Raw genomic sequence first — 16624 nt, forward strand, 5'->3', positions numbered from 1 at the left:
AGGCGCGCTGTGCTACAGCGCCCTCCATCCGATGTCTGAGCGGCAAAACCCGTCAGGCCAATCAATTTTATTGACCATGTCATAGGCGCGGTGGCGGGCCTCGGCCAAGGTTTCACCTCGGGCGGTGACGTTTAAAACGCGCCCTCCTGCGGCTGTGATTGCACCATTCACTTCCTTGGTGCCTGCGTGAAATACCATGTGGTTGCTGTCTTGCGCCAACGCCTCAAGCCCGTTGATCACGCTGCCTTTTTCATATGATCCGGGATAGCCATTTGCCGCCATCACAACGCTGAGCGCGTGATCCTCGGCCCAGTTGACCGACATTTGGTCAAGCCTCTGTTCCGCGCAAGCCACCATCAGATCTAAGGCCTGCGCGCCGAGGCGCATCATCAACACCTGACATTCAGGATCGCCAAAGCGCACGTTATATTCGACCAAGCGTGCTTGGCCGTCTTTGATCATCAACCCTGCATAAAGCACGCCGCGATAGGGCGTGCCGCGCTTGGCCATTTCGTCAATCGTGGGCTGCACAATCTCGCGCAAGGCGCGCGCGGCGATCTCATCGCTTAGGACGGGGGCAGGGCTATAGGCACCCATGCCACCCGTATTCGGCCCCGCATCATTGTCAAAGGCGCGTTTATGATCTTGGGCTGTGCCAATAGGCAGGATGGATGCGCCATCAGAGAGAATGAAGAAGCTAGCTTCTTCACCCTCCATGAACTCTTCGATTACCACCTCGGCACCTGCATCGCCGAACTCGCCGCCGAACATATCGTCAATCGCGTCCAACGCCTCGGTCAGGGTCATCGCCACGATCACACCTTTGCCCGCCGCCAAACCATCGGCCTTGACCACAATGGGCGCGCCTTGTGCTGTGACGTAGTCCCGCGCGGATGCTGCATCGGTGAACCGCGCGTAGGCGGCAGTCGGTGCCTTGGCCGCGTCACAGATTTCCTTGGTAAAGGCCTTAGAGGCCTCAAGCCGCGCCGCCTCTCGGCTTGGGCCAAAAGCCAAGATGCCCGATTGTGACAGGGCATCGACCACGCCCTCGGCCAAGGGGGCTTCGGGCCCAACAATCACAAAATCAATCGCGTTTTCGGCAGCAAAATCCACAACCGCCTGCGGGTTAAGAATATCGATATCGGCACAAGCGGCGATTTGGGCGATCCCCGCATTGCCGGGGGCAACGATCAACGTATCACATTTGGGGCTTTGCAAAACCGCCCAAGCCAAAGCGTGTTCACGGCCACCACTGCCCAAAATCAAGATATTCATCGCATCCGCTCCACTTGGCCTTTTCGTTGCCGCGTTCTAAGCTGCGAGGGAAATCAACGCAAGCCAACCCAAGGGATGAAAGGCAGATGTCGGATTTGATCGAAGAAGCCGAGGGCGGAAACGCACCAGAGTTCTCTGTCACTGAGCTTTCTGGTGCGGTGAAGCGAATGATTGAGGGGGAGTTCTCGCATATCCGCGTGCGCGGCGAATTGGGCCGTATTTCGCGCCCTGCTTCTGGTCATATCTATTTGACCTTGAAAGATGATCGCTCAAATTTGGATGCCGTGATCTGGAAGGGCACAGCCGCGCGCCTATCCCACAGACCCGAAGAGGGGATGGAGGTTGTCGCCGCGGGGCGCATGACGACCTTTGCAGGCCAATCGAAATATCAATTGGTGATCGAGGATATGCGCCCTGCGGGGGCGGGTGCCTTGATGGCGATGTTGGAACAGCGCCGTATGAAATTGGCTGCTGAGGGTTTATTTGATGCTGCGCGCAAGCAGGAGCTGCCCTTTTTGCCTGAGGTGATCGGTGTGGTTACCTCGCCCTCTGGGGCGGTGATCCGCGATATTTTGCACCGCCTGCGGGATCGTTTCCCACGGCAGGTCTTGATCTGGCCTGTCGCGGTTCAAGGAGAGAAATGCGCGCCAGAAGTGACGGCAGGCATTCGCGGGTTTAACGCCCTTACCGCAGGGGGGCAAATCCCCCGCCCTGATTTGATCATCGTGGCGCGGGGCGGAGGCAGCCTTGAAGACCTGTGGGGGTTCAACGAGGAAATCGTGGTGCGCGCCGCCGCCGAAAGCAGGATCCCCCTGATCTCCGCTGTGGGGCATGAAACCGATACCACCTTGATTGATTTTGCGGCTGATTATCGCGCGCCCACGCCGACCGCTGCGGCCGAGCGTGCGGTGCCTGTGCGGATGGATATCCTCACTTGGGTTCAAGATTGCGGCGCGCGCCTCTCGCGGGGGGCACAGGCAGTTGTCACGCAGCGGCGTGTGCGGCTGGCGGATCTCTCGCGCGCCTTGCCGCGCCCTGCCTCGCTGCTTGAGACTGCGCAGCAGCGCCTTGATCGCGTGGCAGACAGGCTTGAGCCTGCATTGGTGCAATCCGTGCAAACCCGCAGCCATCATGTGCAAACTGTGGGCGCGCGACTGGTGCCTGCCTTGGATCGTGCTTTGGCGCAAAAACGCCTGCCTTATGAGCGCGCTTGCGCCAATTTGCGCCCCTCGGTTCTGAGCCGCGCGATTGCAGATGCACAGCAAAAACTGAATGCCCTTGAACGGATGCGGCAAAGCCTCGGCTACACGGCAACGCTCAAGCGCGGCTATGCGGTGTTGCGCAATGAGACGGGGTTGATCACCACAACTGCAGCTCTGCGCACGGCGTCCGAGGTTGAGGTTGAACTGGCTGATGGTAAGGCGCAGGTTAAGCCGCTCCCGTAAAGGTGTGGCGGGAATCCGCTTGCTGCCTTATCTAGGCGGGATATAGTTTTCGTGAGACAGCCGATGCACAAGAAAGGGGCCTCTTATGCCGATCAAAAACCGCTTTGCCGAATTGCTGCCCGAAATCACCGCGTGGCGGCGCGATCTGCACGAGAACCCCGAAATCCTGTTCGAAACCCATCGCACTTCGGCTGTGGTGGCCGAGCGGTTGCGCGAATTTGGCTGTGACGAGGTGGTTACGGGCTTAGGGCGCACAGGGGTTGTGGGCATCATCAAAGGCAAATCCACTGCATCGGGTCGCTGCATCGGGTTGCGCGCAGATATGGATGCCCTGCCGATCCATGAAGAAACGGGGCTTGATTATGCCTCGAAAACACCCGGTGCAATGCATGCCTGCGGCCATGATGGGCATACGGCCATGTTGCTCGGTGCCGCGAAATATCTGGCCGAGACGCGCAATTTTGATGGCACGGTTGCCATCATCTTCCAACCCGCCGAAGAGGGCGGCGGCGGCGGCCGCGAAATGGTTGATGACGGGATGATGGAGCGTTTCGGCATCCAAGAGGTCTACGGGATGCATAATTGGCCGGGGATGCCCACGGGCGCATTCGCGATCCGACCTGGTCCATTTTTCGCCGCGACCGATCAATTCGATATTTACCTGACGGGCAAAGGAGGCCATGCCGCCAAACCGCAAGACACGATTGACCCTGTGGTGATGGGCAGCCATCTGGTGCTTGCCCTGCAAACCATCGCCAGCCGCAATGCCGACCCTGTGAAACAGGTGGTGGTTTCGGTGACGGCGATGCACAGCGCGGGCGAGGCCTATAACGTGATCCCTGAGAAAATCCATCTGCGCGGCACTGTGCGCACGCTTGACCCTGATCTGCGAGAATTGGCCGAAGCGCGGATTACCGCGATTGCCAAAGCCACCGCCGAGGGTTTTGGCGGGCAGGCCGAGGTGCAGTATCACCATGGCTATCCTGTGATGATCAATTCGGAGGCGCAAACCGAATTCGCCGCCGAAGTCGCCCGCGCCGTTTCAGGCGATTGTGTCGAAGCGCCCCTGATCATGGGCGGCGAAGATTTCGCCTTCATGCTCAATTCCCGCCCTGGGGCCTATATTCTGGTCGGCAATGGTGACAGCGCAGGCGTGCATCACCCAAAATACAATTTCAACGATGAAGCCATCCCCGCAGGCTGCAGCTGGTGGGCCGAGATCGTAGAGCGGCGGATGGCGGCGGGCTGAAGGGGTAAACCTACCCCCCCGTATGGCTCATATGCCGTGACATCTGACCCGCCACTTTTTGGCGGGAATAGTCGAAATCATGGCCTTTGGGTTTGCGGGCGATGGCTGTGCGGATGGCGGCCTCTAGGGTGGCGTTATCATCACTGGTGCGCAAGGGGGCGCGTAGGTCGGCCATGTCCTCTTGCCCCAAACACATATAAAGCTGCCCCGTGCAGGTCAGGCGCACGCGATTGCAGCTTTCGCAGAAATTATGTGTGAGCGGCGTGATGAACCCGATTTTCTGCCCTGTCTCCTCAAGGCGGACATAGCGGGCGGGGCCGCCTGTGCGTTCGGCCAGATCGGTCAGGGTAAAGCGCGTGGCCAGACGCCCGCGCAAATCCGACAGGGGCCAATATTGGTCTAGGCGGTCTTCATTGCCCAGATCGCCCATTGGCATCACCTCGATAAAGGTCAGATCCATATCGTGCTGCGCGCACCAGGATTGGATGTCGAACAGTTCATCCTCATTGAACCCTTTAAGGGCCACCACATTGATTTTGACGCGCAGGCCCGCGGCGCGCGCGGCCTCGATTCCCGCGAGGACTTGGGGCAGGCGGCCCCATCGGGTGATGGCGGCGAATTTGTCATCCTTCAGCGTATCAAGCGAGACATTGATCCGCCGCATCCCCAAATCATAAAGCGGCTGCGCAAAGCGGCTAAGTTGGCTGCCATTGGTGGTGAGGGTCAATTCCTCGAGCGCGCCTGTTTCCAGATGCCGTCCCATCGCCTCGAAAAAGGTCATGATGCCACGGCGCACCAAGGGTTCCCCGCCTGTGATCCGCAGTTTCTTGATCCCAAGATTGACGAAACTGGAACAAAGCCGATCCAGCTCTTCCAAGCTCAACAATTCGGCCTTGGGCAGGAATGTCATATTCTCCGCCATACAGTAGACGCAGCGAAAATCGCAGCGATCCGTGACGGAGACGCGCACATAGGAAATCGCGCGGGCAAATGGGTCGATTAAAGGCGTGGTGGTGTTCATGCGCACAAGCCTAAATCAGCGCATAAACCCTGCGCAAGCCCTCATTCGATATGGCGGCGCAGGCGGTTGATCACAAACCAGACAAGCCCGATCACAGGGATCACCGCAGCTGCTGTGAGTGTGGTTTTGGAAATCCCCAAAGGTTCGGATAAGGGGGCCAAAAGATAGGCCACCAGATTGATGGCGTAATAGCTGATGGCCACGACCGAAAGACCCTCAACCGTTTTTTGCAGCCGCAACTGCAGATCCGCGCGTTTGTTCATGCTTTCCAGCAGCAATTGGTTCTGTGCAGACCGCCCCACATCGACCCGTGTGCGCAACAAATCGCCCGCGCGAATGGCGCGATCTGTGATCTGTTGCAGGCGGTTTTCATTCGCCTTGACGGTTCGCATGGCGGGGTCAAAGCGGCGCATCATAAATTCCGCAAAGGTTTGCCGCCCCGCGAACCGCTCTTCGCGCAGCACGTTTATGCGTTGATTGACGAGCGCATTATAGGCGGTCGTGGCCCCAAAGCGAAACGCGCTTTCAGATTGCAATTTCTCCAATTCCGCGGCGATGGAGAGAAGTTGATCAAGCGTGTCTTCGGGCTGTGCCAAGTCACCATTCATATCAGCGACAAGTTGCGACAGGGTTTCGTCCAACTCGCCCATCCTTGCGCCAATATCGCGCGCGCGGGGAAGGCCGAGCATGGACATGGTTTTATAGGTTTCGATTTCGCAAATACGCTGCACCACGCGGCCGATACGCCGTTGGCCTGTCTCGCTATCCACAAAAACGGCAAAGCGCATGTGCCCGCCGCTATCAATGCGAAAATCGCCTGCAATCACAGCACTTCCATCGAGAACCGAACTGACGGCAAGGCTTTCTGGAACGAACCACTCGTCAATCTCTTGTGCGATCTGGGCATCGCTTGGGGCATTGGCCACGCGAATATGAAGGGATGTGATCCGCGCACCGGGTGCGGATTTTAGCCATTCCTCGGGAAAGACCTGCCACAACTCAGGATCAAAGGCGCGTGTTTCTGGCCCGTCCATAAAGACGGTATAGGTTACAAATTCCGTGTGCATTTCCCATTTGATACGGAACTTGCCCATATCACCGAAATAATGGGTGGCATCAGGCTGCGGATGCGCGGCGCCGAACCGATCAAGCAGCGCGATAAGATGCGCGCGATCAAGAGCGCGGTCGCGCTTGGCGGCATTTTGCGGCTGTTTGATCGCGAGGAACAAAGCCTGCGAAGGCGCGTTCAGCGAAGGAAAGGGCCTCGCGTGCAACTCATTGGCAAGCGCATAGCGCAGCGGATGATCTTGTAGCATATGCCGTCACGCCTTTCAGGCGGGGAAAGATGCTTCAAACTGACGAAAATTTTTGGATATGTAAACCAAAAATTTATTTGTATTTTAAAGGTTTATCTGCACTTAGCGGTATGCAATCAGGCGACCTTAGGTCACTGCGTTGCGTGTCTTCCATTCGGGGCGATCCCAAAGCCGGCCTTTGATGATTTCCGAAATTGCGCCAATGGCTGCGTCAATTTCAGCCGTGCCGATGTAAAGCGGCGTAATCCCAAATCGCAGAATGTCGGGGGCGCGGAAGTCTCCGATGATGCCGCGCGCGATCAGGGCTTGGCATAGGGCATAAGCCTGTTCGAAATGAAATGATACCTGACTGCCGCGTTGCTCGGGGTCGCGGGGGCTTGCAAGGCGCAGAGTGGGGCAATTGGCCTCAATGCCTGCAATCAAACGCTCGGACAGCGCGACCGAGGCCGCACGTAGATCATTCAGATCAACCCCCTGCCACACATCAAGGGCGGCATCTAGGATTTGCATCTGCACCACCGCAGGGGTGCCAATCCGCATCCGATCCACCCCTGTGGCGGGTGTATATTCTAGCGGAAATGCAAAGGGTGTTGCGTGCCCAAGCCACCCGTTGAGCACAGTATGCGCATGGTCACGATACTGCGGGGCGATATAGATAAAGGCGGGCGCCCCTGGCCCGCCATTGAGATATTTATAGCTGCATCCAACCGCAAAATCCGCGCCTGTTTGCGCAAGATGCAAGGGAAACGCCCCCGCCGAATGGGCCAAATCCCAGATTGTGATAATCCCCAATTCATGTGCCCGAGCCGTCAGGCGCGCCATGTCATGCCTGCGGCCTGTGCGATAATCAACTTGGGTCAGCATCAGCACGGCGATCTCGTCACTGAGCGCCGCTTCCACGGCTTCGGGTGCAACCAAGCGCAGTTCGTGGCCTTGGCCCATGATTTGGATCAACCCTTCGGCCATATAGAGATCGGACGGAAAATTGCCTTGATCGCTAAGAATGATCTTGCGATCTGTCATCGCCAAAGCGGCCCCAAGCGCCTGATAAAGTTTCAACGATAATGTATCGCCCACTTGAACTGTTTCAGGCTCAGCCCCAATCAGCGGTGCGATGCGATCCCCCAATTTGCGCGGCAGATTAATCCAGCCTGCGCGGTTCCATGCGGTGATCAACATCTCGCCCCATTGATCGGTCAAGGTCTGGCTGGCGGCTGCTTGTGCCGCCAAGGGCAGGGGGCCGAGGGAATTGCCATCAAGATAGATCACCCCATCGGGAATATGGAATGCCCCACGGGTTTTGGTGAAATCTGTCATCTTGGCCTCTCCTCTTTTTAAATTGCTGCCGCATCTGCCCGTTGAGGTCAATTGATCTGGCGCGGCTGCGTTCTGCCTCTGGACATTGCCGCAACTTGAGCCAATTCTTGTTTCGTACAGATATTGCGCGGTATGCGGTTGTATACGAAATATTATGTCGCGGAATGGGCCGTTGTATCCATCTGCGGCACTTGTTATGGGGGCGGGAGCCACCAAAAACTGGAGGGAATGTAGCGTGAAAATTGGCGCTTTAAAAGAAATCGAAGAGGGCGAAGCGCGGGTTGCGATGACACCCGACAGCGCGGCGCAATTGCAGAAGCTTGGACATGAATGCGTGATCGAAACAGGTGCGGGTGCAGCAGCTGGCTTTTCAGACGCAGTCTACAAGGCGGCTGGCGTCAGCGTTGTGAAAACAGCGGCGGCCTTGTGCAAAGCCTCGGATGTTGTGATCAAAGTGCGCCCGCCCCAAGAGGCTGAGGTCAAGCGCTTGCGCGAGGGGCAGACCCTGATTTCATTCTTCTGGCCCGGCCAGAATGAGGCGTTGATGGAATTGGCCCGCAGTAAAGGTGCCAATGTGATCGCAATGGATATGGTGCCCCGCATCAGCCGCGCGCAGAAAATGGATGCGCTCTCCTCAATGGCGAATATCGCAGGCTATCGCGCGGTGATTGAGGCAGGCAATAACTTTGGCCGCTTCTTCACAGGGCAGGTGACTGCGGCAGGCAAGGTTCCCCCTGCAAAGGTTTTGGTGGTTGGTGCAGGCGTTGCGGGCCTAGCCGCCATTGGCACGGCCACATCTCTGGGCGCAATCACTTATGCGTTTGACGTGCGTCCCGAAGTTGCAGAACAGATTGAATCCATGGGCGCGGAATTCGTGTTCCTTGAATTCTCAGATGACGAATTGCCCGATGGGGCAGCGACTGGTGGGTATGCCCCGCCCCAAAGCCCTGAGTTCCAAGCCAAGCAATTGGCCAAATTCCGCGAGATCGCGCCAGATATGGATATCGTGATCACCACGGCCTTGATCCCAGGCCGCCCTGCGCCATTGCTGTGGACCAAAGACATGGTCGAAAGCATGAAGCCTGGCTCGGTAATCATCGATCTGGCTGCAGAACGGGGCGGCAATTGTGAATTGACCAAGGCGGATGAGCGGATTGTCAGCGACAATGGCGTGGTGATTATCGGTTATACCGATTTCCCTAGCCGTATGGCGGCGCAATCCTCAACCCTCTATGCCACAAATATCCGCCATATGTTGGCCGATCTCACCCCCGCAAAGGATGGTCAGGTCGTGCACAACATGGAGGATGATGTGATCCGCGGGGCAACTGCGGTGTTCGGCGGTGAGATCACTTACCCACCGCCGCCACCCAAAGTGGCGGCTATTGCCGCGCAGAAGCGTGAAAAGCCCAAAGAACTGACGCCCGAAGAAAAGCGGGAGCAAGAGATCGCTGCCTTCAAGGCGCAGACGAAGAACCAAGTTACCCTTCTGGCGATTGGTGCCGCGTTGGTCTTGGGCGTGGGCTTGATTGCGCCTGCGAGCTTTATGCAGCACTTCATCGTCTTTGTGCTGTCGGTGTTCATCGGGTTCCAAGTTATTTGGAACGTGGCGCACAGCCTTCACACGCCTTTGATGGCGGTGACCAATGCGATTTCCTCGATTGTGATCTTGGGCGCGCTGATGCAAATCGGCTCGAGCTCTGCGCTGATCACGATCTTGGCGGCCCTTGGTATCTTTATGGCTGCAGTTAATATTTTCGGCGGCTTCCTCGTGACACGGCGGATGCTCGCCATGTTCCAGAAATCGTAAGCAGCAGGGGTATCAGATATGGATTTCGGTTTCACCATTGCGGCTTATGCAGTCGCGGGCGTTCTCTTCATCCTCTCGCTGGGCGGTTTGTCGGGACAAGAAAGTGCCAAGCGCGCGGTTTGGTATGGCATCGCAGGCATGGCCATTGCGATTTCGGCCACCTTAATCGGCCCAGGTTCGGGGTTGTGGCTGATGTCATTGGTCTTGATCGCGGCAGGCGCAGGGGTTGGGTATCAACTCGCCACCAAGGTTCAAATGACGCAAATGCCTGAACTTGTGGCAATCATGCACTCCTTGGTGGGTCTTGCTGCCGTTTTCGTAGGCTTTAACGCGCATCTTGAATTGGTCAGCGTGGGCGAAGTTTTGCGCGAGGCAGGTATGGCCTTCCCGCAACCCAAAGGCCCGATTGCGGCGCCTGTTTATGAAATGCTTGGCACCCTGTCCAATTTCGCGGCGCTGTTGGGAAAGAAAACCGCCGTTGAAGTTGGCATTTTGCGCGTTGAATTGGTCTTGGGGATTTGGATCGGTGCTGTGACCTTTACGGGTTCCGTCATCGCCTATGGCAAACTTGCAGGGCGTGTGAACAGTGCGGCGAAGCAACTGCCTGGTGGGCATATCTTGAATGCTGCTGCCGCTGCCGCATCCTTGGCGTTGGCCGCGATGTATCTGGGCGGCGCAGGCGGCTGGACATTGATTGCCTTGACAGTTTTGGCTCTCTTTATCGGCTATCACCTGATCATGGGGATCGGCGGCGCGGATATGCCCGTGGTTGTGTCCATGCTGAACAGCTATTCAGGTTGGGCGGCGGCGGCGATTGGCTTTAGCCTTGGCAATGATCTGTTGATTGTTGTGGGGGCTTTGGTGGGCTCTTCGGGCGCCATCCTCAGCTACATCATGTGTAAAGCCATGAACCGCAGTTTCATCAGCGTGATTTTGGGTGGTTTTGGCGGTGCCAAAGGCGAGCAGCAGGCCATTGAGGGCGAGCAAATCGCAATCGACAGCGATGGTGTGGCCAATGCGCTGAACGAGGCCGACAGCATCATCATTATCCCAGGCTATGGGATGGCGGTGGCACAGGCACAGCAAGGTGTGGCTGAGCTTACACGCAAACTGCGCGCGGCAGGCAAAACCGTGCGTTTCGCCATTCACCCCGTTGCAGGCCGCTTGCCCGGTCACATGAATGTTCTGCTTGCAGAGGCCAAAGTGCCCTATGACATCGTTCTGGAAATGGATGAAATCAACGAGGATTTCCCATCCACCGATGTGGCCATTGTGATCGGTTCAAACGACATCGTGAACCCAGCCGCGCAAGAAGACCCCAACTCGCCAATCGCAGGGATGCCTGTGTTGGAATGCTGGAAAGCCAAGCAGGTTTTTGTCTCCAAACGGGGGCAGGGCACGGGCTATTCGGGCATTGAGAACCCGCTTTTCTACAAAGAGAACACGCGGATGTTCTATGGCGATGCAAAGGCCTCAATCGACAGCTTGCTGCCGAAAATCGCCTAAGCCCTTGTGGTGCGCGAATGACAATCAGGCGGCCCTTATTCGGGGCCGCCTTTTTTATGGCAAAACGCCCTGCGCCGCAGGGCGCGCAGAGAGCAGGGCAATGCGATCTCGGATTGTATCGCGAATTGGTGTTTCGTCTTGGTTGTCATGCAACTGCGTGAACCATGTCGCGGGTGGTGATTTCCCTTTCGAATGCCCCGCCCAAGATAGACCCCGCAAGATCGCTTCGCCCTCTTGTGGGAGGCGGTCAGGAATATCTTGCCCGCTGAGTGTGGCCCAAATGCCGCTCCAGACGCGGGCGACTGTCCATGGGTTATAGCCCCCACCCCCTGTCACCAATAGGCGGGGACAGCGTAACGATTGAACGGCAGCGACCATGTCCCAATAGCTTTGCGCAGATAGACAGAGCCTTGAGAGCGGATCATCGGTCACCGCATCAGCACCGCATTGCAACACGATGGCCTCAGGCGAAAACGCCGCAAGGGCGGGTAAGATCAGCATATCCCGAATGAGTGCCATTTCCGCATCAATAAACCCGCGCGGGACGGGCAGGTTTAGACAATTTCCCCCGCCATCATCGTCCAGCGCCCCTGTAAATGGCCAACGCCGCTCTTCATGCACAGAGATCATCAAGACATCGGACGCGCCCTTGAACCCATGCTCCACCCCGTCTGGATGGTGGGCGTCCATATCGACATAGGCGATGCGCGTCCGCCCTTGCTGTCGCAACGCCGTGATCGCAAGCGCAGGGTCATTGAGATAGCAAAACCCGTTCGCGCGGTCGGGCAGACCGTGATGCGTGCCGCCGCCTGGATGAAAAACGACACCGCCCGCGCGCAGCAATTCAACCGCCAAAAGCGCGCCACCTGCCCCCGTGGCGGGGCGGCGATACATTTCGGGAAAGACGGGGTTTGCCACAGTCCCAAGGCCATGGCGCGCGCGGGTTGCGTCATCCACATCTTGGGTTTCTTCGGCGCGCATGAGCGCCTCGATATAGAGGGGGTCATGCCATGCAGACAGGGCTTTTGGCTTGGCTCGAGGGCTTTGGCGATATTGCGCTGCGCTCAGCCACCCCATGGCTCGGCATAAATCCATCACAGTTGAGACACGCGGAATGCGCAAGGGGTGCCACGAACCATAGGTTGATCCGCGATATATCTCGGAGCCAAGAAAAACGGGCGTGGTCACAGGGACTAGCGCGCCAATTCGCGCTCAACCGCCCGAATGATCGCGCCACTTGTCGGGCCTGTCAGGCTTGACCAATCCTCGACAAATTCACCATTTCCATCAATGAGGAACTTTGAAAAATTCCATGACGGCCGCGCATTATGTTCGCGCGCGAGCCATTCGAAAAATGGATGTGCATCGGGGGCTTTAATCCGCGTGATCTCGGTCATCGGAAGGGTCAAATTGTAATTCAATTCACAAAACTCGGCCACTTCGGCCTCGCTGGCCAGTTCCTGCCCAAAATCATCGGAAGGCACGGCCAATACAATCAATCCCTGATCGGCATAACGATCATGCAAGGCCTGCAATCCCTCATATTGTGGTGTGAAGCCGCATTGCGATGCCGTGTTTACCACCAAAATTGGCTGCCCACGCCAGTCTGAAAACTGATATTCACCGCCGTCAATCGAAGGAAATGTGAAATCCTCTACAGCCACGGCCATTGATGTGGCCACAGCCCAAACCAAAACGGATTTGGCCAAAATCCCTGAGACTGTCATCAATGCTGCTCCTTCGATTGGCATTTGTGCAAAAGTTAGTTGAAATGCCAATGTGATCAAGGGCGCGGGTGCTACATGCGCCAACCCCCGCTTGAAAAATTTATGGTTTATTTTGCTTTTCTTGGGAAAGTTCGGCAAACTGGGACATAACGAATATAACAAAGAGCGGTGATAAAACGCGATGAGCAATCTTCGCACAGTGCAAGGGCCATTACGGGTTGAGGGGGCATCCAAACGGGAACCGCGCTCGCAATTTGCAGCGCTGTGTTTTCGCCGCAAGAAGAAAGGCGTCGAGATTTTGTTGATCTCCTCGCGTGACAGTGAGCGGTGGATCATCCCCAAAGGATGGCCCATGGATGGCAAAACCCCCGCCGAAGCCGCAGGGATAGAGGCATGGGAAGAGGCAGGTGTGCGCGGCACGACCCTAGACCTTTGTGTCGGGCTTTATTCCTATTCCAAAGAGATTGATGGCACCGATCCAGTGCCCTGTATCGTGTCCGTCTTTCCTGTCGAGGTGAAATCTTTGGCCGATAAATATCCCGAAGCGGGGGAGCGGCGGCGCAAATGGTTTTCCGCGAAAAAGGCCGCGTCAAAGGTGCGGGAGCCTGACCTTAAGGCGATCCTGAAAGGGTTTCTGCCACCGCCACCTGCCACGTGATTTTGACCCTTGCAGGGGGCAATGCGCAGGATGTAACACTTAGGGCCACTTGCAATCTGACGTTTTCGCCACAGTTAGGGACTCTATGATCCGATATGCGTTGAAATGTGCCGAAGGGCACGGGTTTGACAGTTGGTTCCAATCTGCTGCCGCCTTTGACGATCTGGCGGAGCGGGAATTGCTGTCTTGTGGTGTTTGCGGATCTTCTGATGTCACAAAGGCGATCATGGCGCCTCGTGTCGCCCCAAGCGATGGCGATGGCGATAGCCCTCAAATTGCACATAACCTGCCTGTGCCAAGCACCCCGCCCACAGGGGCGCTGAGCGCCCCCGATGGTAAACTTCAGGAAATGATCCAAGCGATGCGCAAACATGTCGAAGAAAATTCGACCTATGTTGGCAAGAATTTTGTCAAAGAAGCGCGCGCAATCCATGATGGCACCGCGCCTGAGCGCATGATCCACGGCGAAGCCGCCCCCGGTGAAGCCAAAGCATTGATTGAGGAGGGCGTGCAAATAGCGCCCTTGCCGTTTTTACCGAAGTCGAAGGCAAATTGACCCTGCTGTTTGGCCTTAATACGCAAGGCCAATAGGGGCAATGATGGTGTGGATTAGAAGATTTAGGGTTATACTAGGCGGGGTTATAAACGCCTAGCGCCCCCCTGAGACTTCCACAATTGTTCCAGTCACATAGCTTGCGTCGTCTGAGAGCAACCAACTGACGACCTCGGCTACCTCATCAGCCCGTCCGATACGCTGCATCGGTACATTTTTTTTCATTGTGACTAGCCGGTCTCCCACTCCTGCGGCTGCATGAATCTCCGTATCGATCAAGCCAGGGGCCACCGCATTCACTCTGATGCCAGCTGGCCCCAGTTCGCGGGCAAGGCCGACGGTCATAGTGTCAATCGCTCCTTTTGAGGCTGCGTAATGCACCCATTCGCCCGCGCCACCCAGTTTTGCCGCACGGCTGGACATCAAAACGACAGACCCACCTTGGGGCATCGCGGCAGTGGCGGCCTTGGCGATCGCAAAAACACCCAGAAGGTTGGTATCAATAACACGCCGCAGATCAGCCATGTCCAGATCACGCAATGGTAGGGCAGGTCCCGTGATGCCAGCATTTGCAAATAGCGCGATTGGGGCCCCAAAGCGCCTTATGCATTCGGTCACCACGGCCTCCGCCGCGGCGGGGTCAGCCGCATCAGATTGCAGTGCCACCACTTGCGCGTCCTGTGCATGAAGGTCTGCACAGAGCGTATCAGCAGCGGCGGCGTTGCTGTGATAGGTGAAGAGCACAGGATAGCCTGCAAGGGCCAAGCGGCGCACCGTTGCGGCCCCGATCCCGCGTGAGCCGCCCGTGACAATGACCGCGCCTTTTGGATCAGAATGCGACATCACCCGCCCCCTTCAAATCTAGCATCTCGCGCGCTTCGTCAGGCGTTGCCACTTCGAGGCTCAGTCCTTCAAGCAAGGCACGCGCTTTTCTAACTTGGTCGGCATTGCTTTGTGCTAATTGACCCGGCGCCGACCAAAGGCTGTCCTCAAGCCCGACACGGATATTCCCCCCTTGCGCAGCGGCTTGGGCCGCCACGGGCAATTGATTGCGCCCTGCACCCAAAACAGACCACACATAAGTATCCCCGAACAAGCGATCTGCAGTGCGCTTCATATGTGCGACATCTTCGGGGTGCGCGCCAATTCCTCCTAAGAGGCCAAAGACGGTTTGAACCAAGAAAGGGGACCTGACTAAGCCACGATCCACAAAATGCGCCAAATTGTAGAGATGGCTTGTGTCATAACATTCAAACTCAAACCGCGTGCCATTGGCATTGCCCGTGCGCAGGATGTGTTCGATATCGGCAAATGTGTTTTTAAAGACAAGGTCGCGGCTGTTTTCGAGATGCTCGCGCTCCCAGTCATGTTTGAACTCTTTGAAACGGTTAAGCATGGGATACAGTCCGAAATTCATGCTTCCCATATTGAGGGAGGCAACCTCGGGCTTGAGCTCTGCGGCAGGGCGCATTCGCTCCGCTACGGTCATATGGGGCGAACCGCCTGTGGTTAGGTTCAACACCGCTGAGGTTGCCTGTTTGAGTTGTGGCAGGAATTTGCGGAACATCTCAGGGTCCTGTGTAGGCCGTCCATTTTCAGGATCGCGCGCGTGCAGGTGCAAAATAGATGCGCCTGCCTCAAAGGCCTTGATCCCGTCATCAATGATCTCTTGTGGGGTGACAGGAAGGAAGGGTGACATAGATGGCGTGTGGATTGCGCCTGTAACCGCGCATGTGATGATCACCTTACGTGAAGATTTCGGCATTCTGGCGGCTCCTTATTCTAAAAGCTGTTAGCAAGCTTACCTGAGTATTTTAGTGTAATGAACATGATCCAAGCAGGATTAAAGTGTTTCAACACCACCACAGACGCTTAGAGCTTGACCTGAAATGTTGGAGCCCCCGGGAGATGACAAAAATAGACACATTGATGCAATGTCCTGCGGGCTTACCATTCGACGCAACGATACTTTGGCAAGATATGTATTCCGCATTTCTTCAAAGCTTACGCCTGTTTGTTCGGCTCGGGCCGATATCACGCCATCCATGCGGGGTCCTTGAACTATTCCCGGTAAAATAGCATTGGCGCGCACCCCTGTTGGACCAAGCTCTGCAGCGAGGGATTTAGCCAATCCTACTACGCCCCATTTGGAGGCTGAATAAGGTGTCCTAAAAGCATAGGGAAGTCGACCAGCGGCTGACGACATTGCGATAAATAAGCCTTTTGATTTAATTAGTTCATTGCTTGAGTGGTGAGCTGCTAGATAGGCTCCTTTCAGGTTAACTTCGAGTGTTTCATCCCAATCTTCTGGTGAGACATCATCAATAGTTGCTGTGGGCCCTGCTATCCCCGAATTTGCAATTACTACATCAAGCCCCCCCAGGTTTAGCATCGCTTGTGTAAACAGCTGCTTGGTATCTTCGGGACTAGCTGAGTTTGCTAGGGTTCCCGTGATTGGGCCGCCTATTGCCTCATTGAGGGCATCTGAGTTGATGTCAGAGATATGGACACGAGCGCCGGCTTCTATGAACCCATCCGTGATGTGTTTGCCTATGCCGCTGGCTCCAGCAGTTATCAAAACGCGTAAGCCCTTTCGTGGAGTCAAAGACGCGAGTATCGACATTAGCAGCTACCTCTTTCAGATCTTGTTAAGATGCGACTGTGGGCAATTTCTGAGTTTTTGAAAAGAGTCATTTTTTTTCATAACCTTGACAGTTCGGTTTCATCTGTCCCCTATGTCCATGACC

At 56.4% G+C, this 16624-nt stretch carries 15 protein-coding genes; 6 read left to right on the forward strand and 9 right to left on the reverse strand.

The window, feature by feature from the left end; genetic code table 11:
- Positions 1-12 precede the first annotated feature (12 nt).
- On the reverse strand, positions 13-1275 hold the full coding sequence (gene purD / locus AAC632_RS06580) for a phosphoribosylamine--glycine ligase (RefSeq protein ID WP_340297450.1): 1263 nt from the start codon (positions 1273-1275) through the stop codon (positions 13-15).
- A gap of 86 nt (positions 1276-1361) precedes the next feature.
- On the opposite strand from purD, the gene xseA reads away from it, so the two are divergent.
- The gene (gene xseA / locus AAC632_RS06585) at positions 1362-2720 is read left to right on the forward strand and encodes an exodeoxyribonuclease VII large subunit (protein WP_340297448.1); all 1359 of its coding nucleotides are present in this window, start codon (positions 1362-1364) and stop codon (positions 2718-2720) included.
- Between the two features lie 85 nt (positions 2721-2805).
- Positions 2806-3969: a M20 aminoacylase family protein gene (locus tag AAC632_RS06590; protein WP_340299900.1), complete on the forward strand. Its 1164-nt coding sequence runs from the start codon at positions 2806-2808 to the stop codon at positions 3967-3969.
- A 10-nt stretch (positions 3970-3979) separates the two neighbouring features.
- On the opposite strand, the gene moaA is transcribed toward AAC632_RS06590, so the two are convergent.
- From moaA to kynU, 3 genes are all read right to left on the reverse strand, one after another.
- Complete coding sequence (gene moaA, locus AAC632_RS06595) at positions 3980-4990, reverse strand: GTP 3',8-cyclase MoaA (protein WP_340297445.1); 1011 nt, start codon at positions 4988-4990, stop codon at positions 3980-3982.
- 41 nt (positions 4991-5031) lie between these two features.
- Positions 5032-6306 (reverse strand): DUF3422 family protein, encoded by a 1275-nt coding sequence (locus AAC632_RS06600; protein ID WP_340297443.1) that lies wholly within the window; start codon positions 6304-6306, stop codon positions 5032-5034.
- A gap of 126 nt (positions 6307-6432) precedes the next feature.
- Positions 6433-7623 (reverse strand): kynureninase, encoded by a 1191-nt coding sequence (kynU, locus tag AAC632_RS06605; protein ID WP_340297441.1) that lies wholly within the window; start codon positions 7621-7623, stop codon positions 6433-6435.
- A gap of 235 nt (positions 7624-7858) precedes the next feature.
- Between kynU and AAC632_RS06610 the strand changes: the two genes are divergently transcribed.
- Positions 7859-9433, forward strand: coding sequence for a Re/Si-specific NAD(P)(+) transhydrogenase subunit alpha (locus AAC632_RS06610; RefSeq protein ID WP_340297439.1), 1575 nt, complete (start codon positions 7859-7861; stop codon positions 9431-9433).
- 18 nt (positions 9434-9451) lie between these two features.
- Positions 9452-10939 (forward strand): NAD(P)(+) transhydrogenase (Re/Si-specific) subunit beta, encoded by a 1488-nt coding sequence (locus AAC632_RS06615; protein ID WP_340252305.1) that lies wholly within the window; start codon positions 9452-9454, stop codon positions 10937-10939.
- A gap of 54 nt (positions 10940-10993) precedes the next feature.
- On the opposite strand, the gene AAC632_RS06620 is transcribed toward AAC632_RS06615, so the two are convergent.
- Together AAC632_RS06620 and AAC632_RS06625 are read right to left on the reverse strand one after the other, a co-directional pair.
- Positions 10994-12127, reverse strand: coding sequence for an acetoin utilization protein AcuC (locus tag AAC632_RS06620; protein WP_445322645.1), 1134 nt, complete (start codon positions 12125-12127; stop codon positions 10994-10996).
- Between the two features lie 5 nt (positions 12128-12132).
- A complete protein-coding gene (locus tag AAC632_RS06625) occupies positions 12133-12666 on the reverse strand; it encodes a glutathione peroxidase (protein WP_340297437.1) in 534 nt (177 codons plus the stop codon).
- 181 nt (positions 12667-12847) lie between these two features.
- Between AAC632_RS06625 and AAC632_RS06630 the strand changes: the two genes are divergently transcribed.
- A complete protein-coding gene (locus tag AAC632_RS06630) occupies positions 12848-13324 on the forward strand; it encodes an NUDIX hydrolase (RefSeq protein WP_340297436.1) in 477 nt (158 codons plus the stop codon).
- An 85-nt stretch (positions 13325-13409) separates the two neighbouring features.
- Positions 13410-13880 (forward strand): DUF1178 family protein, encoded by a 471-nt coding sequence (locus AAC632_RS06635; RefSeq protein WP_340252299.1) that lies wholly within the window; start codon positions 13410-13412, stop codon positions 13878-13880.
- A gap of 93 nt (positions 13881-13973) precedes the next feature.
- Here AAC632_RS06635 and AAC632_RS06640 read toward each other — a convergent pair whose 3' ends face one another.
- The 3 genes from AAC632_RS06640 to AAC632_RS06650 form a co-directional block, all read right to left on the reverse strand.
- The gene (locus tag AAC632_RS06640; protein ID WP_340252297.1) at positions 13974-14720 is read right to left on the reverse strand and encodes an SDR family oxidoreductase; all 747 of its coding nucleotides are present in this window, start codon (positions 14718-14720) and stop codon (positions 13974-13976) included.
- Positions 14707-15642 (reverse strand): BKACE family enzyme, encoded by a 936-nt coding sequence (locus AAC632_RS06645; RefSeq protein ID WP_340297434.1) that lies wholly within the window; start codon positions 15640-15642, stop codon positions 14707-14709. The genes AAC632_RS06640 and AAC632_RS06645 overlap by 14 nt, the downstream gene beginning before the upstream one ends.
- A 78-nt stretch (positions 15643-15720) precedes the next feature.
- Complete coding sequence (locus AAC632_RS06650) at positions 15721-16500, reverse strand: SDR family oxidoreductase (RefSeq protein ID WP_340297432.1); 780 nt, start codon at positions 16498-16500, stop codon at positions 15721-15723.
- Positions 16501-16624 lie beyond the last annotated feature (124 nt).

This window comes from Roseobacter sp. HKCC-CH-9351, assembly GCF_037830295.1.
Lineage (GTDB): Bacteria > Pseudomonadota > Alphaproteobacteria > Rhodobacterales > Rhodobacteraceae > M30B80.